At 66.4% G+C, this 22,053-nt stretch carries 24 protein-coding genes and 1 pseudogene; 18 read left to right on the top strand and 7 right to left on the bottom strand.

From position 1 onward, the window contains the following. Position 1 precedes the first annotated feature (1 nt). From iolE to AQY21_RS15440, 8 genes are all read left to right on the top strand, one after another. Positions 2-898 (top strand): myo-inosose-2 dehydratase, encoded by an 897-nt coding sequence (gene iolE, locus AQY21_RS15405; protein ID WP_058098509.1) that lies wholly within the window; start codon positions 2-4, stop codon positions 896-898. 9 nt (positions 899-907) lie between these two features. Next, the gene (locus AQY21_RS15410) at positions 908-1,093 is read left to right on the top strand and encodes a hypothetical protein (protein WP_058098510.1); all 186 of its coding nucleotides are present in this window, start codon (positions 908-910) and stop codon (positions 1,091-1,093) included. Further along, a complete protein-coding gene (iolB, locus tag AQY21_RS15415) occupies positions 1,090-1,896 on the top strand; it encodes a 5-deoxy-glucuronate isomerase (protein WP_058098511.1) in 807 nt (268 codons plus the stop codon). Before AQY21_RS15410 ends, iolB begins: the two co-directional genes overlap by 4 nt. Positions 1,897-2,102: 206 nt before the next feature. Next, entirely contained in the window at positions 2,103-3,707 is a 1,605-nt protein-coding gene (locus tag AQY21_RS15420; RefSeq protein WP_058098512.1) for an ABC transporter substrate-binding protein, read from the top strand. A gap of 72 nt (positions 3,708-3,779) precedes the next feature. Then, positions 3,780-4,787 carry an ABC transporter permease subunit gene (locus tag AQY21_RS15425; protein WP_058098513.1) on the top strand — a complete coding sequence of 336 codons (1,008 nt, stop codon included), beginning with the start codon at positions 3,780-3,782 and terminating at the stop codon, positions 4,785-4,787. Beyond that, complete coding sequence (locus AQY21_RS15430) at positions 4,784-5,686, top strand: ABC transporter permease subunit (protein ID WP_058098514.1); 903 nt, start codon at positions 4,784-4,786, stop codon at positions 5,684-5,686. Before AQY21_RS15425 ends, AQY21_RS15430 begins: the two co-directional genes overlap by 4 nt. A 3-nt stretch (positions 5,687-5,689) precedes the next feature. Then, complete coding sequence (locus AQY21_RS15435; protein WP_058098515.1) at positions 5,690-6,526, top strand: ABC transporter ATP-binding protein; 837 nt, start codon at positions 5,690-5,692, stop codon at positions 6,524-6,526. Further along, positions 6,523-7,362, top strand: a complete 840-nt coding sequence (locus AQY21_RS15440; RefSeq protein WP_058098516.1) for an ATP-binding cassette domain-containing protein — start codon at positions 6,523-6,525, stop codon at positions 7,360-7,362. The genes AQY21_RS15435 and AQY21_RS15440 overlap by 4 nt, the downstream gene beginning before the upstream one ends. Positions 7,363-7,452: 90 nt before the next feature. Here the strand turns inward: AQY21_RS15440 and AQY21_RS15445 are convergent, their stop codons facing one another. Both AQY21_RS15445 and AQY21_RS15450 read right to left on the bottom strand, forming a co-directional pair. Then, positions 7,453-8,493 carry a lysine-2,3-aminomutase-like protein gene (locus AQY21_RS15445; protein WP_058098517.1) on the bottom strand — a complete coding sequence of 347 codons (1,041 nt, stop codon included), beginning with the start codon at positions 8,491-8,493 and terminating at the stop codon, positions 7,453-7,455. A gap of 78 nt (positions 8,494-8,571) precedes the next feature. Further along, complete coding sequence (locus AQY21_RS15450) at positions 8,572-9,027, bottom strand: Lrp/AsnC family transcriptional regulator (RefSeq protein ID WP_238986800.1); 456 nt, start codon at positions 9,025-9,027, stop codon at positions 8,572-8,574. Positions 9,028-9,164: 137 nt separating this feature from the next. Here AQY21_RS15450 and hppD point away from each other — a divergent pair, with 137 nt between their 5' ends. Next, positions 9,165-10,277 (top strand): 4-hydroxyphenylpyruvate dioxygenase, encoded by a 1,113-nt coding sequence (gene hppD / locus AQY21_RS15455; protein ID WP_058098519.1) that lies wholly within the window; start codon positions 9,165-9,167, stop codon positions 10,275-10,277. A gap of 4 nt (positions 10,278-10,281) precedes the next feature. After that, positions 10,282-10,638: a Rieske 2Fe-2S domain-containing protein gene (locus AQY21_RS15460; RefSeq protein WP_058098520.1), complete on the top strand. Its 357-nt coding sequence runs from the start codon at positions 10,282-10,284 to the stop codon at positions 10,636-10,638. 89 nt (positions 10,639-10,727) lie between these two features. On the opposite strand, the gene AQY21_RS15465 is transcribed toward AQY21_RS15460, so the two are convergent. Beyond that, positions 10,728-11,192 carry an SRPBCC family protein gene (locus AQY21_RS15465; protein ID WP_058098521.1) on the bottom strand — a complete coding sequence of 155 codons (465 nt, stop codon included), beginning with the start codon at positions 11,190-11,192 and terminating at the stop codon, positions 10,728-10,730. A 211-nt stretch (positions 11,193-11,403) separates the two neighbouring features. After that, positions 11,404-12,120, bottom strand: a complete 717-nt coding sequence (locus AQY21_RS15470; RefSeq protein ID WP_082658129.1) for a calcium-binding protein — start codon at positions 12,118-12,120, stop codon at positions 11,404-11,406. 243 nt (positions 12,121-12,363) lie between these two features. Here AQY21_RS15470 and AQY21_RS15475 point away from each other — a divergent pair, with 243 nt between their 5' ends. The 3 genes from AQY21_RS15475 to AQY21_RS15485 are packed head-to-tail and all read left to right on the top strand — an operon-like array spanning position 12,364 to position 14,758. Next, entirely contained in the window at positions 12,364-12,678 is a 315-nt protein-coding gene (locus tag AQY21_RS15475; RefSeq protein WP_058098522.1) for a PepSY domain-containing protein, read from the top strand. Then, a complete protein-coding gene (locus AQY21_RS15480; protein WP_058098523.1) occupies positions 12,678-13,382 on the top strand; it encodes a response regulator transcription factor in 705 nt (234 codons plus the stop codon). The genes AQY21_RS15475 and AQY21_RS15480 overlap by 1 nt, the downstream gene beginning before the upstream one ends. Continuing rightward, positions 13,379-14,758 carry a HAMP domain-containing sensor histidine kinase gene (locus AQY21_RS15485; RefSeq protein WP_058098524.1) on the top strand — a complete coding sequence of 460 codons (1,380 nt, stop codon included), beginning with the start codon at positions 13,379-13,381 and terminating at the stop codon, positions 14,756-14,758. Before AQY21_RS15480 ends, AQY21_RS15485 begins: the two co-directional genes overlap by 4 nt. A gap of 42 nt (positions 14,759-14,800) precedes the next feature. Here AQY21_RS15485 and panC read toward each other — a convergent pair whose 3' ends face one another. Beyond that, complete coding sequence (gene panC, locus AQY21_RS15490; protein WP_058098525.1) at positions 14,801-15,649, bottom strand: pantoate--beta-alanine ligase; 849 nt, start codon at positions 15,647-15,649, stop codon at positions 14,801-14,803. Then, on the bottom strand, positions 15,646-16,476 hold the full coding sequence (gene panB, locus AQY21_RS15495) for a 3-methyl-2-oxobutanoate hydroxymethyltransferase (protein WP_058098526.1): 831 nt from the start codon (positions 16,474-16,476) through the stop codon (positions 15,646-15,648). The genes panC and panB overlap by 4 nt, the downstream gene beginning before the upstream one ends. A 445-nt stretch (positions 16,477-16,921) precedes the next feature. On the opposite strand from panB, the gene argC reads away from it, so the two are divergent. After that, positions 16,922-17,950, top strand: coding sequence for an N-acetyl-gamma-glutamyl-phosphate reductase (gene argC, locus AQY21_RS15500; protein ID WP_058098527.1), 1,029 nt, complete (start codon positions 16,922-16,924; stop codon positions 17,948-17,950). Positions 17,951-18,073: 123 nt separating this feature from the next. Further along, positions 18,074-18,241: a hypothetical protein gene (locus AQY21_RS29380; protein ID WP_203416519.1), complete on the top strand. Its 168-nt coding sequence runs from the start codon at positions 18,074-18,076 to the stop codon at positions 18,239-18,241. An 88-nt stretch (positions 18,242-18,329) separates the two neighbouring features. On the opposite strand, the gene efp is transcribed toward AQY21_RS29380, so the two are convergent. Next, complete coding sequence (efp, locus tag AQY21_RS15505; protein WP_018001045.1) at positions 18,330-18,896, bottom strand: elongation factor P; 567 nt, start codon at positions 18,894-18,896, stop codon at positions 18,330-18,332. Between the two features lie 135 nt (positions 18,897-19,031). On the opposite strand from efp, the gene epmA reads away from it, so the two are divergent. From epmA to AQY21_RS27945, 3 genes and pseudogenes are all read left to right on the top strand, one after another. Beyond that, positions 19,032-20,078, top strand: coding sequence for an EF-P lysine aminoacylase EpmA (gene epmA, locus AQY21_RS15510; RefSeq protein ID WP_058098528.1), 1,047 nt, complete (start codon positions 19,032-19,034; stop codon positions 20,076-20,078). A 147-nt stretch (positions 20,079-20,225) separates the two neighbouring features. Further along, positions 20,226-21,500 (top strand): lytic murein transglycosylase, encoded by a 1,275-nt coding sequence (locus tag AQY21_RS15515; RefSeq protein ID WP_058098529.1) that lies wholly within the window; start codon positions 20,226-20,228, stop codon positions 21,498-21,500. Positions 21,501-21,848: 348 nt separating this feature from the next. Next, positions 21,849-22,053 (top strand): annotated as a pseudogene (locus AQY21_RS27945) (transposase); the annotation flags it as partial.

The following is a 22,053-nucleotide window of genomic DNA, read 5'->3' on the forward strand; positions in this document are numbered from 1 at the left end:
CATGATCCGTTTCGGAACCAATCCCATCGCCTGGGCCAATGACGACGACCAGTCGATCGGCGCCCACATCCCGACCGAGCAGATCTTGCACGAGGCGGGCGAAGTCATCGGCTTCGACGGCATCGAGAACGGCCATCGCTGGCCCTCGGACCCGCAGCAGCTCAAGGAATTGCTGGGCCGCTACGGCCTGAAATTCGTCTCGGGCTGGTATTCGACCGAACTGCTGACCCGCTCGGTCGAGGAGGAGATCGCGGCGGTCCAGGCGCATCTGGCCAAGCTCAAGGCCAACGGTTGCAAGGTCTGTATCGCCTGCGAATGCTCGAACACCGTGCATGGCCGGCCCGATGTGCCGGTCAATGCCCGGCCGCGCCTGACCGCAGGGGAAATGGCCGAATTCGGCCGCAAGATGGAGGAGTTCGCGCGCTATCTGGCCGGGCAGGGCATCACGCTCGCCTATCACCACCACATGGGCACCGTGGTCGAAAGCCCCGAGGAGATCGACGCCTTCATGGCCGCGACCGGACCGGCGACGCATCTGCTGTTCGACGCCGGGCATTGCACCTTCGGCGGCGGCGACCCCGAGGCGGTGCTGAGGAAACATGTCGGCCGGGTGGCGCATTTCCATGCCAAGAACATCCGGCGCGACGTGACCGAGGCGGTGCGGGCCCGGGACATGAGCTTCCTGCAAGGCGTGCTGGCCGGGGCCTTCACCGTGCCGGGCGATCCCGAGGGCGCCATCGACTTCCAGCCGTTGCTGAAGATCCTGGCCGAGGCCGGCTATGACGGCTGGCTGGTCATCGAGGCCGAGCAGGATCCCGACAAGCGCAACCCGCTGGAATACCAGTCGCTTGGGCTGAAATCGCTCAAGGATATGGCGCGTGCCGTCGGGCTGCACTAGGCTGGCGGCATGCTGGTCGATCCCAAACACCCGTTCTTCCGCCCGCTCTGGATCCGTGTCCTCTGCGTCCTGCTGCCGCTGCTCTGGGCGGGGTTCGAGGCCGCCAGCGGCGCGGTCTTCTGGGCGATCCTGTTCGGCGCGGCGGGAGTCTATCTTTTCGTGGCGCTTTTCCTGAACCGCAGCGAGGACCGATGAAACTCTTGCGCAAACCGACCGGCCAGCACGGTCTTGTCCATCACGTCACCGCCGAGGATGCGGGCTGGTCCCATGTCGGCTTCGACCTCTGGCGGCTCGGGCCCGGCGAAGTGGCCGAGGGCCATACCGGCGGCATGGAGGCGATTCTGGTGATCGTCGAGGGCAAGGCCCGCATCAGCGGCGCCGGCCGGGACTGGGGCGAGATGGGCGAGCGGCTGGACGTGTTCGAAAAGACGCCGCCGCATTGCCTCTATCTGCCCGATGGCAGCGACTGGCGGGCCGAGGCCGTGACACCGCTGACCCTGGCCGTCTGCCTCGCCCCCGGCAAGGGCGGCCATCCCGCCCGCCGCATCGGTCCCGAGGGCATCAGCCTGACCCAGCGCGGGCAGGGCGCCAACACCCGCTTCATCAACAACATCGCCATGGAGGACCAGGACTACTGCGACAGCCTGCTGGTCACCGAGGTCTTCACCCCGGATGGGAACTGGTCGAGCTATCCGCCGCATCGCCATGACGAGGATGACTTTCCCCGCATGACCTATCTGGAGGAAACCTATTACCACCGGCTGAACCCGCCGCAGGGCTACGGCATCCAGCGGGTCTTTACCGACGACGGCAGCCTCGACGAGACCATGGCGGTCAAGAACCACGATGTCGTGCTGGTGCCGCGCGGCCACCACCCCTGCGGCGTGCCCTATGGCTACGAGATGTATTACCTCAACGTCATGGCCGGGCCGATCCGCAAATGGCGCTATGAGAATCATCCCGACCACGACTGGATCTGGCAGCGCGACAACGCCTGAACAAGGCGGTTCGGCCGGATTCCGCCGGGCCGGGGGCGCCTCTCCTTCCCATGCTCGGCCAGCAAAACGCCGGAAACCTGTCGGATTTTTCGGCGTTTCGCTGCGTCATTCAAGCAAAATGACGGTCAGACCCGGCAGAGCTCTTGACCTGTCAGGCAGATTCGTTTGCATCAGGTCAGGGAATATCTCTAGACATGGGAGGCATTATGTCGTTCTTCTCCACCCGCATGCTCGCGGCGTCGGCCTTTGCGCTGATGGCTGCGGCACCGCTGCATGCGAAGACCTTCGTCTATTGCTCGGAAGGCTCGCCCGAAGGGTTCGACGCGGCGCCTTATACCTCGGGCACCACCTTCGACGCCTCTGGCCATGCGGTCTATAACCGCCTGGTGCAGTTCAAGCCCGGCACGACCGAGATCGAGCCGGCGCTGGCCGAAAGCTGGGACGTGTCCGAGGACGGTCTGGAATACACCTTCCACCTGCGCCAGGGCGTGAAGTTCCATTCCAACGACAAGTTCACGCCCTCGCGCGACTTCAACGCCGACGACGTGATCTTCACCTTCGAGCGCCAGGCCAGCGCCGACCATCCCTGGCACGAATACATCCCCGGCATCACCTATGAATATTACTCGTCGATGGAGATGGACAAGCTGATCAAGTCCATCGAAAAGGTCGACGACCACACGGTGAAGTTCACCCTGAACCAGCCCGAGGCACCGTTCCTGGCCAATGTGGCGATGCCCTTCGTCTCGATCGTCTCCAAGGAATATGCCGATGCGCTGGACGCCGCCGGCACCCGCGAGGACCTGAACAACGCCCCCATCGGCACCGGCCCGTTCCGCTTCGTCGCCTATCAGAAGGACGCGGTGATCCGCTACCAGAAGAACGCCGATTACTGGGGCGAGGCGCCCAAGATCGACGACCTGGTCTTTGCCATCACCCCCGACGCCTCGGTGCGGCTGCAAAAGCTCAAGGCCGGCGAATGCCACCTGATGCCCTATCCCGCGCCGGCCGACCTGGACGAGATCCGGGCCGACCCGAACCTCAAGCTGGACGAACAGCCCGGCCTGAACGTGGGGTATCTGGCCTATAACACCACGGTTGCGCCCTTCGACAATCCGCAGGTCCGCAAGGCGCTGAACATGGCGCTGGACAAGCAGGCGCTGATCGACGCCGTCTATCAGGGCAATGCCGAGGTCGCCAAGAACCCGATCCCGCCGACCATGTGGTCCTATAACGACGCCATCGAGGACGACAAACACGACCCCGAGGCGGCCAAGGCGATGCTGGAGGAGGCCGGCGTCAAGGATCTGACCATGGAAGTCTGGGCCATGCCGGTGCAGCGCCCCTACATGCCCAATGCCCGCCGCACCGCCGAGCTGATCCAGAGCGATTTCGCCAAGGTCGGCGTCAAGGTCGAGATCGTCAGCTACGAATGGGGCGAATACCTGAAGAAATCGATGGAGGAGGGCCGCAAGGGCGCCGTCATCCTGGGCTGGACCGGCGATAACGGCGACCCGGACAACTTCCTGTCGGTGCTGCTCAGCTGCGCCGCGGCCAATCCGGGCGGCGCGAACCGGGCCTTCTGGTGCAACCAGGAGTTCTCGGACCTGCTGGCCAAGGCCAAGGCGACCTCCGACCATGACGAGCGCGTGAAGCTCTACGAACAGGCGCAGGTCATCTTCAAGCAAGAGGCGCCCTGGGCCACGCTGGCGCATTCGACGCAATATGTGCCGATGGCCAAGAACGTGACCGGCTTCGTGCAATCGCCGCTGGGCGACTATGCCTTCGACACCGTGGACCTGACCGAATAAGGTCGGTTCCGGACTGAAACTCTCGCGGCCGTGCAGGGAATTTTCCTTGCACGGCCCTTAGGTTAGGGTTCGATGCTCAGATTCATCCTCAAGAAACTGCTTTACCTGGTTCCGACGATGATCGGGATCACGCTGGTGGCCTTCGGCTTCATCCGGCTGCTGCCCGGCGATCCCGTCCTGCTGATGGCCGGCGAGCGCGGCGTCTCGCCCGAGCGCTACGCCCAGATCGCGGCGCAGCTCGGCTATGACAAGCCGGTCTGGCAGCAATACCTCCACTATCTCGGCAATCTGCTCCAGGGCGACCTGGGCAATTCGCTGGTGACCAAGAAGCCGGTGCTGACCGAGTTCCTGGCGCTGTTCCCGGCCACGGTCGAACTGGCGCTGGTGGCCATCATCATCGCCACGGTGATCGGCGTGCCGGTGGGCGTGATCGCGGCAATCAAGCGCGGTTCCTGGTTCGACCAGATCTCGATGACCGCGGCGCTGGTCGGGTTCTCGATGCCGATCTTCTGGTGGGGGCTTCTGCTCATCATCCTGTTTTCCGGCGTGCTGGGCTGGACGCCGGTTTCGGGCCGCATCTCGCTGATGTATTTCTTCCCGTCGGTCACCGGATTCATGCTGATCGACAGCCTGATCTCGGGGCAGAAGGGCGCCTTCGCCTCGGCGCTGAGCCACCTGATCCTGCCCTCGATCGTGCTGGCGACCATTCCGCTGGCGGTGATCGCGCGCCAGACCCGCTCGGCCATGCTGGAGGTGATGGGCGAGGATTACGTCCGCACCGCCCGTGCCAAGGGCCTGTCGTCGCGCCGCGTGATCGGCGTCCATGCGCTGCGCAACGCCCTGATCCCGGTCATCACCACCATCGGCTTGCAGGTCGGCGTGCTGATGGCGGGCGCCATCCTGACCGAGACGATCTTTTCCTGGCCCGGCATCGGCAAGTGGATGATCGATTCGATCTCGCGCCGCGACTATCCGGTGGTGCAGTCGGGCCTGCTGCTGATCGCCGCCATCGTGATGATCGTGAACCTGATCGTCGACCTGACCTATGGTCTCATCAACCCGAGGATCCGGCACAAATGACCGATACCACCGTCAAGATTTCGGACGCGGCCATCCGCCGCCGGATGCTGAAGGAATTCTGGTTCTATTTCAGCCAGAACCGCGGCGCGGTGATCGGCCTCGTCGTCTTCGTCCTGCTGGTGCTGACCGCCGTCTTCGCCTCGCTGATCGCGCCGCATGACCCCACCCAGCAATATCGCGACGCGCTGCTGGTGCCGCCGATCTGGCAGGAGGGCGGCCGCGCCGGCTTCCTTCTGGGCACCGATGCGGTGGGCCGGGACATGCTGTCGCGGCTGATCTACGGCGCGCAGTATTCGCTGTTCATCGGCATTGTCGTCGTCGCCATCGCCCTGACCGGCGGCATCATCATCGGGCTTTTCGCCGGCTTCTTCGGCGGCTGGGTCGATACCGTCATCATGCGGGTCATGGATGTGGTGCTGGCCTTCCCCTCGCTGCTGCTGGCGCTGGTGCTGGTCGCCATCCTGGGGCCGGGCCTGACCAATGCGATGATTGCCATCGCCATCGTCTACCAGCCGCATTTCGCCCGCCTGACCCGCGCCGCGGTGATGAGCGAGAAGGCCCGCGAATATGTCACCGCCGCCAAGGTGGCGGGTGCGTCGAACCTGCGGCTGATGTTCAAGACCATCCTGCCCAACTGCCTGGCGCCGCTGATCGTGCAGGCGACGCTGAGCTTTTCCAGCGCCGTGCTCGACTCCGCGGCGCTCGGCTTCCTCGGCATGGGGGCGCAGCCGCCGGCCTCGGAATGGGGCACCATGCTGGCCGAGGCGCGCGAGTTCATCCTGCGCGCCTGGTGGGTGGTGACCTTCCCCGGCCTCGCCATCCTGGTCTCGGTGCTGGCGATCAACCTGATGGGCGACGGTCTGCGCGACGCGCTCGACCCGAAACTGAAGCGGAGCTGAGCCATGGCCTTGCTGACAATCCGCAACATGACCGTGCGCTTCGCCACCTCGACCGGCAGCTTTACCGCCGTGGACGGCATCGACGTGACCGTGGACAAGGGCGAGGTGCTGGCCATCGTGGGCGAGTCTGGCTCGGGCAAGTCGGTCTCGATGCTGGCGGCGATGGGGCTTCTGCCCGACACCGCCACCGTCACCGCCGACGAGATGCGCTTCGACGGGCAGGACCTGCTCAAGATGACCTCGCGCCAGCGCCGCCGCATCATCGGGCGCGAGATCACCATGATCTTCCAGGAGCCCATCGCGTCCCTGAACCCCAGCTTCACCACCGGCTACCAGATCGAGGAGGTGCTGCGCTTCAACGCCGGTCTCTCGAAACGGGCGGCGCGGGCCAGGGCGCTGGAGCTGTTCCGGCAGGTCGGCATCCCCGACCCCGAGGAAAAGCTGAAATCCTATCCGCACCAGATGTCGGGCGGGCAATGCCAGCGGGTGATGATCGCCATGGCCATCGCCACCAACCCGCGCCTGCTGATCGCCGACGAGCCGACGACGGCGCTGGACGTGACGATCCAGAAGCAGATCCTCGACCTGTTGATGCGATTGCAGGAACAGACCGGCATGGCGCTGATCCTCATCACCCATGACATGGGCGTGGTGGCCGAGACCGCCGACCGCGTGCAGGTGCAATACAAGGGCCGCAAGATGGAGGAGGCCGACGTGCTCACGCTGTTCGAGGCGCCCAAACATCCCTATACGCGGGCGCTGCTCTCGGCCCTGCCGGAAAACGCCACCGGCGACCGGCTGCCCACCGTGGGCTCCTTCCTCGAGGAGGCCGCGAAATGAGCGTGGTTCAGGGCAAGAACATCATCCGCGACTATCACGTCCCCGGCTCGCTGACCCGCCGGGCCAAGGAAGTGCGCGCGGTCAAGGGCATCAGCTTTTCGGTGGATCGCGGCAAGACCCTGGCCATCGTCGGCGAGTCGGGCTCGGGCAAATCGACGCTGGCACGGATCATCGCGCTGATCGACCCGGCCTCGGGCGGCGAGTTGCTGATCGAGGGCAAGCCGGTCGATATCGCCAAGGCGCGGCTGACGCGCGAAATGCGCTCCAAGGTGCAGATGGTGTTCCAGAACCCCTATGGCAGCCTGAACCCGCGCCAGAAGATCGGCGACGTGCTGATGGAGCCCTTGCTCCTGAACACCGACACGCCGGCCGCGGAACGCCGCCGGCGCGCCGAGGAGATGCTGGTCAAGGTCGGCCTGCCGCCCGAGGTGTTCAACCGCTACCCGCACATGTTCTCGGGCGGGCAGCGCCAGCGCATTGCCATCGCCCGGGCGCTGATGCTGAACCCGACGCTCCTGGTGCTGGACGAGCCGGTCTCGGCGCTGGACCTTTCGGTGCAGGCGCAGGTGCTGAACCTGCTGGCCGACCTGCAAGAGGAGTTCAACCTGGCCTATGTCTTCATCAGCCATGACCTGTCGGTGGTGCGCTACATCGCCGACGACGTGCTGGTGATGAACAAGGGCGAGGCGGTGGAGCAGGGCGCGCGGGAAGAGGTCTTTGCCGACCCCAGGCACCCCTATACGCGCGAGTTGTTCGCCGCGACCCCGGTCACGGATGTCGAGGCGATCCGCCAACGCGTGGCCCGCCGCAAGGCGCTGCGCGCCGCGACCGCCTGACAGGCTGGCCCGCCGCAAAGCAGCGCCGGGCCAGCCTTCTTTCGTGTCCAAATATCCTCGGGGGGTCCGGGGGGCGAAGCGCCCCCGGCCTCAGCCTTCCGGATCGCGGTATTCGTGCCTCTGCCCGCGCCAGTCGCGGATCCGATAGTGGCCGGGCGCCACCGTCTCGACATAGCCCGGCCCCAGCGGCACCTTGCCATGCCCGCCCGGCAGGTCCAGAACATAGATCGGCAGGCAGGTCCCCGACAGCCGGCCGCGCAGCGCCGCCATGATCGCCTGGCCCTCGGCGATGCTGGTGCGGAAATGGCCGGTGCCGCGGGCCAGGTCGCAATGATGCAGGTAATAGGGCTTGACCCGGTTGCGGATCAGCGCCCGGAACAGCTCGGCCAGCACCTCGGGATCGGCATTCACCCCCTTCAGCAGCACGGTCTGGGACAAGAGCGGAATCCCCGCCTCGGCCAGCCGGGCCAGCGCGGCACACGCCTCTGACGTCAGTTCCTGCGCGTGGTTGGTGTGGATCACCACCCAGACCGCCAGCCGCCGGGGATGCAGCACCGCCAGCATTTCCGCATCGATGCGGCCCGGGGCCACCACCGGCACGCGGGTGTGGAAGCGGACGATGTCGACATGCGGGATCGCTTCCAGCCGCGCCATCAGCGCCGTGATGCGGCGCGGCGACAGCACCATCGGATCACCGCCGGTCAGGATCACCTCATGGATCGCCGGGCTGCGGGCGATATAGTCCAGTGCCGCCGCCAGGTCGGGCTCGGGCAGGCTGCCGTCCTCGCCCACCACCTCGCGGCGAAAGCAGAAGCGGCAATAGACCTCGCAGGTCCTGGTGACGTGCAGGATCACCCGGTCGGGATAGCGGTGGGTCAGCCCGGGCGTCGGGCTGAAAGCCGCGTCGCTGATCGGGTCGGCCAGCTCCTCGGGGCGGATCTGCAATTCGCGCGCATCGGGCACGAATTGCGCGGCGATGCCGTCGCCGGGGGTGCGCATGGCCCCGCGCATGGTGGTCGAGATGCGGATGCGGAACTCGGCCGCGACCTCGTCCAGCGCCTCGGCCCGGGCGGGATCAACCAAGCCGGCCTCGACCAGGGCAGGGACGGTGGTGATGGGGCGCTGGGACAAGGCGGCCTCTCGTGGCGAATGGGAAGGCCGGTTTATCGACCCCCTGGCGCCGCTTGGCAAGAGCAAGGCCGGCATGCATCAGGGCAGCGCCAGGCTGCGATCGTCCTTGAGCGTCCTCAGCACGATCTCGGAGCGCACCTGCGCCACCTGCGGTTGCGGCAGCAGGTGGCGATGGATGAAATCCGAAAACGCCTCCAGATCGCGCACCCGTACGTCCAGGATGTAATCCGCATCGCCCGAGACCGAAAAGGCCGAGCGGATCTGCGGATGCGCGGCGACGAAACGGGCGAAGTCATCCTCCTTGCCCTGGCCATGGCTGCGCAGGTTGACGCGGATGATGGCGCGCAGGCCGAAGCCGAGCTTCTGCGGGTTCAGCCGCGCGGCATAGCCTTCGATCACGCCGGCCTCCTCCAGCGCCGCCCGCCGGCGCGAGCATTGCGAGGCCGACAGGTTCACCAGCTCCGCCAGCGCGGCATTGGTCATCGCCCCGTCGCGCTGGAGTGCGTTGAGAATAGCGATGTCGAATCCGTCCATGCGAATTTCTTGCATCAGGTCGCCCCATCATGCGCGTTTCATGCCTTTTCGCTCGGATCATGGCACAGTTTGCGCCCGGCTTGCACCGCATTCGCGCGAACATGGTTTCAGGACACGCGAACAGAGGAGGAGACGCCATGGGACCTTTCCCGCATGACGCCCCGAAAGCCACGATCAGCCCCAGCAACCCCGCCGGCACCGACGGGTTCGAGTTCGTCGAATTCGCCCATCCGCAGGCCGAGGTCCTGGACCGCATCTTTCGCCAGATGGGTTTCGTTCCGGTGGCGAAGCACAAGCGCAAGGACATCACGCTCTATCGCCAGGGCGACATCAACTATCTGCTGAATGCCGATCCCGATGGCCATGCTGCCGGTTTCGTAGGCCAGCACGGCCCTTGCGCCCCGGCCATGGCCTGGCGCGTGGTCGATGCCCAGGTGGCGCTGAAGCGCGCGCTGGAGCTTGGCGCCAAGGAATATACCGGCGCGGGCAAATCCATCGACGCACCGGCGGTCTATGGCATCGGCGGCTCGCTGCTGTATTTCATCGACCGCTACGGCGATGCCGGCAGCGCCTATGCGGCCGATTACGACTGGCTGGACGAGCCCGACCCGCGCCCCGAGGGCTTCGGCTTCTACTATCTCGACCACCTGACGCATAACGTGGTGCGCGGCAACATGGACACCTGGTACAAGTTCTACCACGACACGTTCAATTTCCGCGAGATCAAGTATTTCGACATCAAGGGCAAGCAGACCGGGCTGGTCAGCCGGGCGCTGACCTCGCCCGATGGCAAGATCCGCATCCCGATCAACGAATCGACCGACGATCACAGCCAGATCGAGGAATACCTGCGCGAATACAAGGGCGAGGGCATCCAGCATATCGCCATCGCCACCGAGGACATCTATGCCGCCACCGACCGCATCGCCGGGGCCGGCATGGAGTTCATGCCGGGCCCGCCCGATACCTATTACGAGATGTCGCATCGCCGGGTTAAGAGCCACCAGGAACCCATCGACCGCATGAAAAAGCACGGCATCCTGATCGACGGCGAAGGCGTGGTCGGCGGCGGCATGACGCGGGTGTTGCTCCAGATCTTCTCGAAGACGGTGATCGGGCCGATCTTCTTCGAGTTCATCCAGCGCAAGGGCGACGACGGTTTCGGCGAGGGCAATTTCCGAGCCCTGTTCGAATCCATCGAAGAGGACCAGATTCGCCGCGGCGTGCTCAAGATCGACGCGGCCGAGTGACGGGATGGGCTGGACCGACTATGCCTCGGCCCCGCCCGCCGGGACCGAGATCTGCGACGAGGCCGAGATCGGCCGCATCCGCTGCCTGACCGTGGAAAGCGGCAACGGTCGTTTTCCCCTGCTGCTGGTGCGGCTGGCAGACGGCATCCGGGCCTATGTGAATGCCTGCCCGCATCAATACCTGCCGCTGGACCATCGCGGCGACCGGATCGTCTCGGCCGATGGGACGCGGCTGATGTGCAGCGCCCATGGCGCGATGTTCGACATCACCAGCGGCGCGGCCGTGCAGGGCGCCGATTGCGGTCTGGACGCAGTGCCGCTGGCGATCAGCGGCGGCAAGATCCGGATCGGGCAAGCCTGAAGGCGGAAGGGCACGGATAAGATATCCTTGAATCGACGTTGGATATTATCCGCAACAAATTGATAAATATAGACAAAGACAGACCCATATTACAGCGATCTCGCCAGCGCCTCCAGCTGGTCGGCGGCCGTGTTCCAGCCATCGTGAAAACCCATCTGCTCGTGCTGCCTCAGGGTGTCTTCGTTCCAGTGCATGGCTTTGGCCACGTAATGCGTCCGCTCGCCCTGCGGCTCGAAATGCACATGCGAGACCATGAAGGGTTGGCCCGAGGGGATCCAGCCCGGGCGAAAGGCATCGGTCGAAACCAGCCGCCGCTGCGGTTCGATCTCCAGGAAAACGCCGATATTCTCGAACCGCTCGCCCTCGGGGCCGTTCATGACGGAGAAGAACTCGCCGCCCGGACGCAGGTCCATGCGCGCCTCGGACACATACCAGGGCTTGGGGCAGAACCATTGCTTCAGCAATTCCGGCTCGGTCCAGCAGCGCCACAGCTTGGCGACCGGGGCATCCAGCACGCGCTCCAGCGTCAACACATGGTCGGGGGTGGTGGTCATGGCATCTCTCCTTGCAGGCTTGGCGTTCCGTTTCGAACAACCGCAGCGCGCTTTCGACAACGCGGCGAAACGTCGGGGGCGTTCGGCCGCAAGCGGACCGGCTGCCCGTCCGCAGATTGGCCGGAAAATGCGCCCCGGCATAGCCTGCAAGTGACGAAAGCGCCGCCGCAGGGAACTGCGGCGGCATTCTGCCTAGCAAGGGCGTGCCGGATCAGAAGGTGAAGTCGCCCATGTCGAGCTGCGCCTTCTGCATGTTCTCGATCGTGACGATGGTATCGGCCGACAGCCGCAACACGAGGTCGTCGCCGACCTGCTGGGCATTGCTGATGACCGCCTGCACCTGCGCTCGGCTGAAATCGTCGAAATCCAGCCGGTCCACGCCGTTCTGGAAATCGGTGACGATGTCGCGGCCATCGCCGCGCTCGAATTCGAAGACATCGGCGCCGGCCCCGCCGGTCAGGATGTCGTTGCCGCGTCCGCCCTCCAGCCGGTCGCGGCCATCGCCGCCATTCAGCCGGTCATTGCCGGAATCGCCGTCCAGTTCGTCATTGCCGAGCCCGCCGAACAGCAGGTCGTTGCCGGCGCCGCCCTCGACCTCGTCGTGACCCGCCCCGGCGTAAAGCGTATCGGCGCCGGCACCGCCCTCCAACTCGTCATTGCCGTTGCCGCCGTGCAGAACGTCATTGCCGGCGCCGCCTTCCAATTCGTCGTTGCCGGCGCCGCCATGCAGCAGATCGTTGCCGTTGCCGCCCATCAGATCATCATGGCCATCGCCGCCGTCCAGCGTGTCATTGCCGTCGCCGCCATGCAGCGTGTCATTGCCGCCAAGGCCGAACAGCCGATCAGGGCCGCCAAGGCCCGAGAGCCAGTCGTTGAATTTCGTTCCGTTCAACGTGTCCGCGAAATTCGTCCCGATCTTGCGCACCATGTCCGTGGTCCTTTCCTGTGTTGTGGCGGGGGTCGCCCGGCCGCGAAACTATGGCCGGGACATGCCACAGGCTGGCTGACAGCCTTCTGACCCGACCTGTCAGGGATCTGTCAGAAAGCCCATCCTGCGGCGGAAAACCGCCGATCCGGTCCTGTTGCCGTTTCGGCACGCGGCGGCCGGCGCGCGGCCCGCCGCCGGTCTTTGTCAGCCGCCTGTCAGTGCCTTGCCGCTATGAAGGAAGCCATGAGATCGCTTGCCGTCCTTGCCGTGCTTTTGTCGCTGCCGCCGCTGCTTGCCGTGGGGCAGGGCGCCGATGCGCCGGATTTCGAATATGCCCGCGATGCCGTCGAACAGGGCAAGATCCTGCCGCTTGCCGAGGTGCTGGCCAAGCTGCACGAGACCCAGCCCGGCCGGGTCATCGAGGTCGATCTGGACGAGGAGGACGGCATGACGCTTTATGAGGTCGAACTGGTGACCGAGGACGGCCGGCTGATCGAGGTCGAGATCGACGCCGCCTCCGGAAGAATCCTTACCCTGGACGAGGAGGACGAGGACTGATGCGCGCCTTGATCGTCGAGGATGAGCCCCGGATCGCCGCCGATCTGGAACGGGCGCTCAGGGCGGCGGGCTTCCTGGTCGAGACGGTCGCCGATGGCGAGGCCGCCTGGTTCCGCGGCGGCACCGAAGACTATGACCTGATCGTGCTGGACCTGAACCTGCCGCGGCTGGACGGGCTGTCGGTGCTGAAACGCTGGCGGGCCGAGGGTCGTGAAAGCCCGGTGCTGATCCTGACCGCGCGCGGCGCCTGGACCGAACGGGTCGAGGGCATCGATGCCGGCGCCGACGACTACCTGCCCAAGCCCTTCCGCATGGAGGAGCTGATCGCCCGTGCCCGCGCCCTGGTGCGCCGCGCCGGCGGCCGGGGCAATGCGACCCAGCAGGTCGGGCGGCTGACGGTGGACCTGAACCGCATGACCGCCGCCATCGACGGCATCCCGGTCCCGGTCACGCCGCTGGAGTTCCGGCTGGTCGCCTATCTGGCGCTGAACCGCGACCGCACCGTGCCCCCGACCGAATTGCTGGAGCATCTCTATGGCGACGACGATTCGCGCGAGCTGAACGCCGTCGAGGCCATCGTCACCCGGCTGCGCCGGAAGCTGGGACCGGGGGTGATCGGCACCCGGCGCGGCTTCGGCTATCACCTCGAGGACGAGGCACGGACTGGCCAAGCGCAGGGTGGCCAAGCGCAGGGTGGAGCGTGATCCGCTCGATCCGCTGGCGGCTGGTGCTGGCCGGGGCGCTGGCCCTCGCGCTGGCGCTGGCCTTGTCGGGCATGGGGCTGGCCGTGCTGTTCGAACGCCATGTCGAGCGTGTCGCGGTCGCCGACCTCCAGGACCGCGCGCTGGCGCTGGCCGCCATGGTGCAGCCGGCCGGCACCCGCCTGCGTGCGCCCCCCGACGATCCGCTCTACGACCAGCCTTTCTCGGGTCACTACTGGCAAGTCGAGCTGGGCGAGGAACTGCGCCGCTCGCGCTCGCTCTGGGACTATACCCTGCCACGCGACCAGCCGGCACCGGCGCCGGGCCAGAGCGCGGTGCGGGCGCTGCCCGGCCCGCAGGGCGAGCCGCTGCTCGCGGTCGAGCAAAGCCTGATGGTGGGCCGGGGCTCGGAAGCGGTGCCGCTGCGCATCATCGTCGCCTCGGATCGCGATGAACTGGCGCTGGCCCGGCGCGGTTTCCTGGGCGATCTCCTGCCCTATCTCGGCCTGCTGGGCGCGGCCCTGCTGCTGGCCAGCTGGGTGCAGATCACCGTCGGGCTGCGCCCGCTGCGGCAGGTCGGCGCAAGGGTGGCGGCGCTGGCATCGGGCGCGCGACCGCGCATCGGCCGGGACCTGCCGACCGAGGTGATCCCGCTGGCGACCGAGATCGACAAGCTGCTGGACGCGCGCGACGGCGAACTGGCCCGCGCCCGCCACCGCGCCGCCAATCTGGCGCATGGGTTCAAGACGCCGCTCCAGGCGCTGCTGGGCGACGCCGCGCAACTGCGCGATAAGGGCGAGGCCGAGATCGCCGGCAGCATCGAAACCGTCGCCAATCAGATGCGCCGCCACGTCGATCGGGAACTGGCCCGAGCCCGCATCCAGTCGGGTCGCAACGCCCCGGCTGCCGAACCCGGCCCGATCGCGGCCAAGCTGGTCGGCGTGCTGCGCCGCACGCCGCGGGGCGCCAGCATCGACTGGCAGCTTTCGATACCCCAGGGCCTTGGCGCCCGCATCGACCCCGATGATCTGACCGAGGCGCTTGGGGCGCTCCTGGAAAACGCCATGCGCCATGCCCATGAAACCGTCCGCATCTCGGCCCGCCGCCAAGCCCGCCGCATCGTCATCGCCATCGCTGACGATGGTCCGGGCGTGCCCGAGGCGGATCTGGAACGGCTGACCCGGCGCGGGCTGAGCCTCGACCCCAACGGCGAAGGACAGGGCATCGGCCTGGCCGTGGTCACCGACATCGCCGATGCGGTGCAGGGCGAATTGCGACTCGCGAACGCGCAGCCCGGCTTCCTGGTCGAGCTGCATCTCGACGCGGCACCGCCCGACTCCCAAAGCGCAGCGCTTTCACCGTTTCCCAAATACTCATGAGGCAAGCGCGCACCCGGCGCCGACCTTGCCCGATGGATGCGTTCAGGGCAGCGTGACTGCCACGTTGTCGATCAGCCGCACCCCGTCCAGCCAGGCGGCGACCAGCAGCCGCGCCGGCCGGCCCGGCTGGGTCTCGCCCAGCGTCTCGCCGTCACGCAGCTCCAGATATTCGACCGGCCCCACGCCCGCCGCCTCCAGCCCCGCCTGCGCCGCTGCCAGTACAGCGGCAGCCGGTTCGCCCGCCTCGATCCGGCGCACAGTCTCGAACAGCGCCCGCGGCAGGGCAGCGGCGCGAGCGCGGCCCTCGGCCGTCAGCCGCTGGTTGCGGGAGGACAACGCCAGCCCATCCCCGGCCCGCACGCAGGGACAGGGCACGATCTCGATCGGCAGTTTCAGGTCCTGCGCCAGCCGGCGGACCAGTTGCAGCTGCTGCCAGTCCTTCTCGCCGAAAAACGCCCGGTCGGCCTGGGTCATGTTGAACAGCAGCGTCACCACCGTGGCCACGCCGTCGAAATGGCCCGGCCGATGCGCCCCTTCCAGCGGGGCAGTCACGCCCGAGACCGAGATCACCGTGGCATGGTCCGGCGGATAGACCTCGTCGCCATCGGGCACGAACAGCGCATCGACCCCCAAGGGGCCCAGCAGCGCCGCATCGGCATGTTCGGTGCGGGGGTAGCGGGCGAAATCCTCGGCATTGTTGAACTGGCGAGGGTTGACGAACAGGGTCACGATCACCCGGTCGCAGCTGGCGCGCGCCGCGCGGACCAGGCTCAGATGCCCCTCGTGCAGCGCGCCCATGGTCGGCACCACGCCGATGGTTTCGCCCCGCGATTTCCAGTCGCGCACCCGCGCGCGCAGCTCGGCCAGCGGCCGGACGATCGGCGTGCTCATGCAGGCTTGCCCTCGCCAAAGGCGTGTTCGGGACCGGGGAAGCGGCGGGCGCGCACTTCGGCGGCATAGGCCGCGATGGCGGCATCGGCATCCTGTCCCAGCTCGGCGTAGCGTTTGACGAATTTCGGCTGAAACTCCGAGAACAGCCCCAGCATGTCGTCGACCACCAGCACCTGCCCGTCGCAATCGAGCCCGGCGCCGATGCCGATGGTCGGCACCGCGATCTCTTGCGTGATGCGCCGTCCCAGCGCCCCGGGCAGCTTTTCCAGCACCACGGCAAAGGCGCCGGCATCGGCCAGGGCCGCGGCATCGCCGGCGATGCGGTCGGCCTCGTGCTGGCCGCGGCCCTGCACCTTGTAGCCGCCCAGCGTGTTCACCGATTGCGGCGTCAGCCCGACATGGCCCATCACCGGGATGCCGCGCGCGACCAGGAAGGCCACGGTCTCGGCCATGTGGCGCCCGCCTTCCAGCTTGACCGCCTGGCAGCCGGTCTCGGCCATCAGCCGCGCGGCATTGCGGAACGCCAGCTCGCGCCCCTCCTCATAGCTGCCGAAGGGCATGTCCACCACCATGCAGGCCCGCGCGCAGCCCCGCGCCACCGCCTTGCCGTGCAGGATCATCATTTCCATGGTGACGCCGAGGGTCGAGGGCAAGCCGTGCAGCACCATGCCCAGGCTGTCGCCAACCAGCACGATGTCGCAATGCGCATCGACCAGCCGGGCCATGGGCGTGGTATAGGCGGTCAGGCAGACCACGGGTTCGCCGCCCTTGCGGGCGCGGATGTCACCGGGGCCAAGCTGGCCCTTGCGATCAGGGGTCGCGCTCATCACTTCCTCCGTTTTCCAGGGCCTTGGCGGCCGATGCCCGAATATTGGATTCGCGTCGCCATGTCTCGCAATAAAATGATGCAGATGCAGCATTCTCGCGCATGAAAAGAAGCCGCCCGGCGACGACGGTCGGCAGAGATCGAATTTTACATATAAAATGCAATGAATTAATAAAAACACCTCCCCCAAGGCTGCCCCCGCCGGCAAGGCCATGGCTGCATCCCCTCCACGACCGGCGGCTTCTTCGTTGTCCAAATACCCCTGCGACTGCGCCACCGGCGTCAGGGCCGCCTGCATGGGTTCTGCCGGCCCGATCCACCCCGATCGGCATCGGGGCTGGCGGCTTGACATGCCGGGGGTCGGGGCCTAGTGCCGGTTTCGGCTCTGGAAACGGGGTCGACCAACCAGCGCCGCGCCGATGCGGCCAGTTCCTCGGGATCGAGACATGACGCTGAACGCTGCCATCCTTGGAGCCTCGGGTTACACGGGTGCGGAACTGGTCCGCATCCTGGCCACCCATCCCCGGATCGAGATCGCCGCGCTTTCCGCCGACCGCAAGGCGGGGCAGGGCTATGACGAGGTCTTCCCGCATCTGCGACACCTGAAGCTGCCGGCCCTGGTCAGGATGGAGGAGATCGACTTCGGCGCCATCGACCTGGTGTTCTGCGCGCTGCCGCATGGCCTCAGCCAGCCGCTGGTCGGGCAATTGCCGCGCGATGTGAAGATCGTCGATCTGGGCGCGGATTTTCGGCTGCGCGATCCGGCGGATTACAAGAAATGGTATGGGCTCGACCATGCCGCGCCCGAGATCCAGCCCCAGGCGGTCTATGGCCTGACCGAATTCTACCGCGACCAGATCCGCGAGGCGCGGCTGGTCGCCGGCACCGGCTGCAACGCCGCCACCGTGCAATTCGCGCTGCGGCCGCTGATCGGATCAGAGCTGATCGACCTCGACGACATCATCTGCGACCTCAAGAACGGTGTGTCCGGGGCAGGGCGCTCGATCAAGGAGAACATGCTGTTCGCCGAGCGGTCCGAGGATGTGGCGGGCTATTCCCAGGGCGGCAAGCACCGCCACCTGGGCGAGTTCGACCAGGAATTCTCGACGCTGGCCGGGCGCGAGGTGCGCATCCAGTTCACTCCGCATCTGGTGCCGGTGAATCGCGGCATCCTGGCGTCCTGCTATCTCAAGGGCGAGCCGCAGGCGGTGCATGCCGCCCTGGCTGAAGCCTATGCCGACGAGCCCTTCATCGTGGTGCTGCCCTATGGCCAATTGCCGGCGATGGCGCATGTGCAGGGCTCGAACTTCTGCCATATCGGCGTGACCGGCGACCGGATCTCGGGGCGCGCGCTGGTCGTCTCGACGCTGGACAACCTGTGCAAGGGCTCCTCGGGGCAGGCGGTGCAGAACGCCAACCTGATGCTGGGCCTGCCGGAAACCGAAGGGCTGATGCTGGCGCCGATCTTTCCCTGACGGCTGCCGCCAGGCGGCCCTTCGTCCACGATCCTCAAGGGCGGCGCGCGGAACCGGAGGGCGGGCCCGCGCGTCTTGTCCAATATGAGCGGCGTCTTGCCGCTTCAAAGGAGGACATACGAGATGCGTAGCCTGATTGCGACAACCGTTTCCGCGATGGTGCTTCTGCTTGCCGGTTGCGGCGACAACCCCACCGAACGCGCTGCGACCGGCGGTCTGGGCGGAGCGGTGATCGCCGGTCCGGCGGGTGCCGTGGTGGGCGGGACCATCGGAGCCGCGACCGCGGACTGATCCGCACGATTCCGCCGTTCCGCGGATCGTGCCGCATGACGAGACAAGGGCAGGGCGCGAGGACGCCCATGCCCGAGAGCTTCAGCAATCAGCCCTTGGCGCGCTCGACATAGGTCAGGTCGGCGGTGTTGATGATGACCTTGGTACCGACGCCGATATGCGGCGGCACCATGATGCGCACGCCGTTATGCGCCATCGCCGGCTTGTAGCTCGACGAGGCGGTCTGGCCCTTGACCACCGGCTCGGTCTCGACCACCTCGACCGTCACCTTCTGCGGCAGTTCGATGGCGATGGCGACGCCGTTATGGACTTGCAGGAAAACGCTGATGCCGTCCTCGAGGAAGACCTTGTCGTCGCCGACCACGTCGGGCGAGACCACGACCTGCTCATAGCTTTCCGGCTCCATGAAGTGGAAGCCTTCGCCGTCCTCGTAGAGGAAGTTATAGGCGCGTTCGTCCACATGGGCACGCTCGACCTGTTCGGTGGTCTTCCAGCGTTCCGAGACCTTGTTGCCGTCCGAGATGCGGCGCAGATCGACCTGCGTCGTCGGCGTGCCCTTGCCCGGGTGGAAGTTGGTCGCCGTCAGGACGACATGGAGCTTGCCGTCGATCTCGACGACATTGCCTTTGCGAAGGCTGGAGGCGATGACTTTCAAGGCGGTTTCCCTTGCCTGCTTTTCAATTTCCGGAAGGCCGGATACGAAGTCCGGCGAAGATGACACCCCATAGCGTTTTTCGCAGCCTTGCGCCAGCCGCAAGCGGAAAACGACACAGATGCAGGAGTTGCGCGCATGAGATCCGCCTCCGAAAGCCCCTGGTGGGACCGCGACCGCCACGCCGGCCGCCGGCCGCTGCTGCTGGCGAGGGGCCGCATCCAGGCCGCGATCCGCGACTGGCTCGGGGCACAGGGCTTCATCGAGGTCGATCCCCTGGCTCTGGCCGTCAGCCCGGGGAACGAGGCGCATCTGCATGCCTTTGCCACCAGCCGGATCGGCAATGACGGGCTGGCGCGGCCGATGTATCTGCATACCAGCCCGGAATTCGCCATGAAGAAGCTGCTGGCGGCGGGTGAGGAGCGCATCTTCGCCTTCAGCCATGTCTGGCGCAACCGCGAGCGCGGCGCGCTGCACAGCCCCGAATTCTGCATGCTGGAATGGTATCGCGCTGGCGATGATTATCGTGTTCTTTTCGATGATTGCGGTCAATATCTAAGGCATGCTGCCGAGGCCGCCGGCGCCGAGGTTCTGCGCTTTCGCGGCGCCGAATGCGACCCCTATGCCGCGCCCGAGGTGATGAGCATGGCCGAGGCGTTCCGCGAATTTGCCGGCATCGATCTGCTGGCGACCTGCGACGGGGCCGAGACCGATGCGGCCGCCTTGCGCGCCCAAGCCGAGGGACAGGGGGTCCGGCTAGCCCCCGACGACGGCTGGTCCGACATCCTGTCGCGCGTGCTGGTTGAAAAGGTCGAGCCGCATCTGGGCCATGGCCGGCCGCTGATCCTCGATCGCTATCCCGCCGCCGAGGCCGCGCTGGCCCGCCGAGCCGCGGATGAGCCGCGCGAGGCCGAGCGGTTCGAGCTTTACGCCTGCGGCGTCGAGCTGGCCAACGGTTTCGGCGAACTGACCGACCCGGTCGAGCAGCGCCGCCGCTTCGAGCTGGAGATGGAAGAGAAGGCCCGAATCTATGGCGAGCGTTACCCGCTGGACGAGGATTTCCTGGCCGCTCTGGCGTTCATGCCGCCGGCCTCGGGCTGTGCGCTGGGGTTCGACCGGCTGGTGATGCTGGCCACCGGCGCCCCGCGAATCGACGAGGTGATCTGGACGCCGCTTGCGGAATGACCTGAAAATCAATCGGCAGTCCCGCCTATCTCATGTCGTTTATGGGTTTCCCCCAAAGGCGGCCTCTCGCCGGCCCGGAAATTCCGGCTTCCGGCCCTGGGAATCGGGCGCTAGGCTGGGCCAAAACGCTCGACCGAGGGGACAGGAATGCGGTTTTCATTGCGAGTTTCAGCGACGCTCACGGCCATGGCCCTGCTGCTTGGCGGCTGCGCCGGCAATTATCCCGGCACCGGGGTGCCGCAGCAGAGCCAGGAGATCAAATGGGGCCGCAACCAGAACCCACCCCCTGCCAAGGTGGCCGGGCTGAACAGCTGGGTCCAGGGCTTCAAGGCCAGCGCCCGCGGGCAGGGGATCAGCGACAGCACGCTGGATTTCGCCTTCCGCGACGTGATCTATAATCCCGAGGTCATCCGCCGCTCGCAAAGCCAGGCCGAGTTCAAGAAGTCCGTCTGGGAATATCTGGAGAACGCGGTCTCGGAAAAGCGCCAGACCAACGGCCGGGCGGCGCTGGCGCAATATGGCGGCGTGCTGAGCCGCATCGAGGCGACCTATGGCGTGGACAAGGAAGTCGTCGCCGCCGTCTGGGGCATGGAATCGACCTATGGCGAGCGGCGCGGCGACCTGCCGCTGATCGAAAGCCTGGCCACGCTCAGCTACGAGGGCTACCGGGGCGAGTTCTTCCGCAGCCAGTTGATGGCGGCGCTGCGCATCCTGCAAGCCGGCGACATCGATCCGGGCCACATGACCGGCAGCTGGGCCGGCGCCATGGGCCACACCCAGTTCATTCCGACCACCTATCTCAGCTTCGCGGTCGATTTCACCGGCGACGGCCGACGAGACATCTGGTCGAACGATCCCTCCGACGCGCTGGCCTCGGCGGCGAACTACCTGGCGAAATCGGGCTGGCAGCGCGGCCTGCCGGCGGCGGTCGAGGTCACGCTGCCGCCCGGCTTCAACACCGCGCTGGCCGGCAAGGGCAAGCGGCGCAGCGTCGCGGAATGGCAGTCGCTGGGCGTGCGCCAGGCCAACCAGCGGCCCCTGCCGCCCGCCGGCACCTCGACCGAGCTGATCCTGCCCGGCGGTTCCTCGGGCGCGGCCTTCCTGATCACCCGCAACTTCCACGCCATCCTGCGCTACAACAATGCCGACAGCTATGCGCTGGCGGTCTCGCATCTGGCGGATCGGTTGAAGGGCTATCCGGGCCTCGCCAATCCTTGGCCGGCCGACCATCCCGGCCTGCGCATCGAACAGCGAAAGGAGATGCAGCGCCTGCTGACCGCGCGCGGCTTCGACACCCAGGGCGTCGATGGCAATGTCGGCTCGAACACGATCAGTGCCATCAGGGCCTATCAAGCCTCGCGCGGGCTGCCCGTGACCGGCGAGCCCTCGGCGGCGCTGCTCGAGCAATTGCGTCGCGGCTGATGGGGATCGCGCCTGGCGCGGTGCTCTGAAGCGGACGACCGGGCGAACGCCACCACGCGCTCGCCCGGTCCTGTCGGAGCAAAACCGGCACCGCTTACCACCACAACAAGCTACCGCCTACCGACCACGCCTGTCTGATCGATCACTTTACGGTTGTGAACCTGACATTTTCGGCAAGCAGGAGCTGTTCGCGCCATGTATCGCGGCCCAGATTGCGGCAAGACTGCTCGCCTAAGTATCTCAGTCCCGCCCAATTCGAAGATCAGCACACCCGCGCCCTGCCTAGGCTCCAGACCCATTGCTTTCAGGCCTTTGGCGTGCTTCAGGCTCCGCAAGGAGAGCTGATCGATGAGCAATCTTTTCTGGCTGAGCGAGGCGCATATGGAGCGGCTACGGCCCTTCTTTCCCAAGAGTATCCGAAGATCAGAAAACAGTCCGGGGGACTGTTTTCCTGAGGATGGGCAAGCCGCGCGTGGATGCCCGGCATGTGCTGAGCGGGATAATCTTCGTCAATCGCAATGGCTTGCGGTGGTGTGACGCGCCGAAGGAATAC

The organism is Paracoccus sp. MKU1 (assembly GCF_001447385.1).
Taxonomy (GTDB): Bacteria; Pseudomonadota; Alphaproteobacteria; order Rhodobacterales; family Rhodobacteraceae; genus Paracoccus.

Excerpts from the sequence above, each read along its gene's own strand:
- AQY21_RS15475 (WP_058098522.1), top strand. The coding sequence starts at position 12,364 with ATGAGATCGCTTGCCGTCCTTGCCGTGCTTTTGTCGCTGCCGCCGCTG.
- iolE (WP_058098509.1), top strand. The coding sequence starts at position 2 with ATGATCCGTTTCGGAACCAATCCCATCGCCTGGGCCAATGACGACGAC.
- AQY21_RS15435 (WP_058098515.1), top strand. The coding sequence starts at position 5,690 with ATGGCCTTGCTGACAATCCGCAACATGACCGTGCGCTTCGCCACCTCG.
- iolB (WP_058098511.1), top strand. The coding sequence starts at position 1,090 with ATGAAACTCTTGCGCAAACCGACCGGCCAGCACGGTCTTGTCCATCAC.
- AQY21_RS29380 (WP_203416519.1), top strand. The coding sequence starts at position 18,074 with ATGCGTAGCCTGATTGCGACAACCGTTTCCGCGATGGTGCTTCTGCTT.
- AQY21_RS15470 (WP_082658129.1), bottom strand. The coding sequence starts at position 12,120 with ATGGTGCGCAAGATCGGGACGAATTTCGCGGACACGTTGAACGGAACG.
- AQY21_RS15410 (WP_058098510.1), top strand. The coding sequence starts at position 908 with ATGCTGGTCGATCCCAAACACCCGTTCTTCCGCCCGCTCTGGATCCGT.
- AQY21_RS15480 (WP_058098523.1), top strand. The coding sequence starts at position 12,678 with ATGCGCGCCTTGATCGTCGAGGATGAGCCCCGGATCGCCGCCGATCTG.
- panC (WP_058098525.1), bottom strand. The coding sequence starts at position 15,649 with ATGAGCACGCCGATCGTCCGGCCGCTGGCCGAGCTGCGCGCGCGGGTG.
- AQY21_RS15430 (WP_058098514.1), top strand. The coding sequence starts at position 4,784 with ATGACCGATACCACCGTCAAGATTTCGGACGCGGCCATCCGCCGCCGG.
- AQY21_RS15460 (WP_058098520.1), top strand. The coding sequence starts at position 10,282 with ATGGGCTGGACCGACTATGCCTCGGCCCCGCCCGCCGGGACCGAGATC.
- epmA (WP_058098528.1), top strand. The coding sequence starts at position 19,032 with ATGAGATCCGCCTCCGAAAGCCCCTGGTGGGACCGCGACCGCCACGCC.
- AQY21_RS15440 (WP_058098516.1), top strand. The coding sequence starts at position 6,523 with ATGAGCGTGGTTCAGGGCAAGAACATCATCCGCGACTATCACGTCCCC.
- hppD (WP_058098519.1), top strand. The coding sequence starts at position 9,165 with ATGGGACCTTTCCCGCATGACGCCCCGAAAGCCACGATCAGCCCCAGC.
- AQY21_RS15515 (WP_058098529.1), top strand. The coding sequence starts at position 20,226 with ATGCGGTTTTCATTGCGAGTTTCAGCGACGCTCACGGCCATGGCCCTG.
- AQY21_RS15450 (WP_238986800.1), bottom strand. The coding sequence starts at position 9,027 with ATGGACGGATTCGACATCGCTATTCTCAACGCACTCCAGCGCGACGGG.
- AQY21_RS15465 (WP_058098521.1), bottom strand. The coding sequence starts at position 11,192 with ATGACCACCACCCCCGACCATGTGTTGACGCTGGAGCGCGTGCTGGAT.
- AQY21_RS15420 (WP_058098512.1), top strand. The coding sequence starts at position 2,103 with ATGTCGTTCTTCTCCACCCGCATGCTCGCGGCGTCGGCCTTTGCGCTG.
- argC (WP_058098527.1), top strand. The coding sequence starts at position 16,922 with ATGACGCTGAACGCTGCCATCCTTGGAGCCTCGGGTTACACGGGTGCG.
- panB (WP_058098526.1), bottom strand. The coding sequence starts at position 16,476 with ATGAGCGCGACCCCTGATCGCAAGGGCCAGCTTGGCCCCGGTGACATC.
- AQY21_RS15425 (WP_058098513.1), top strand. The coding sequence starts at position 3,780 with ATGCTCAGATTCATCCTCAAGAAACTGCTTTACCTGGTTCCGACGATG.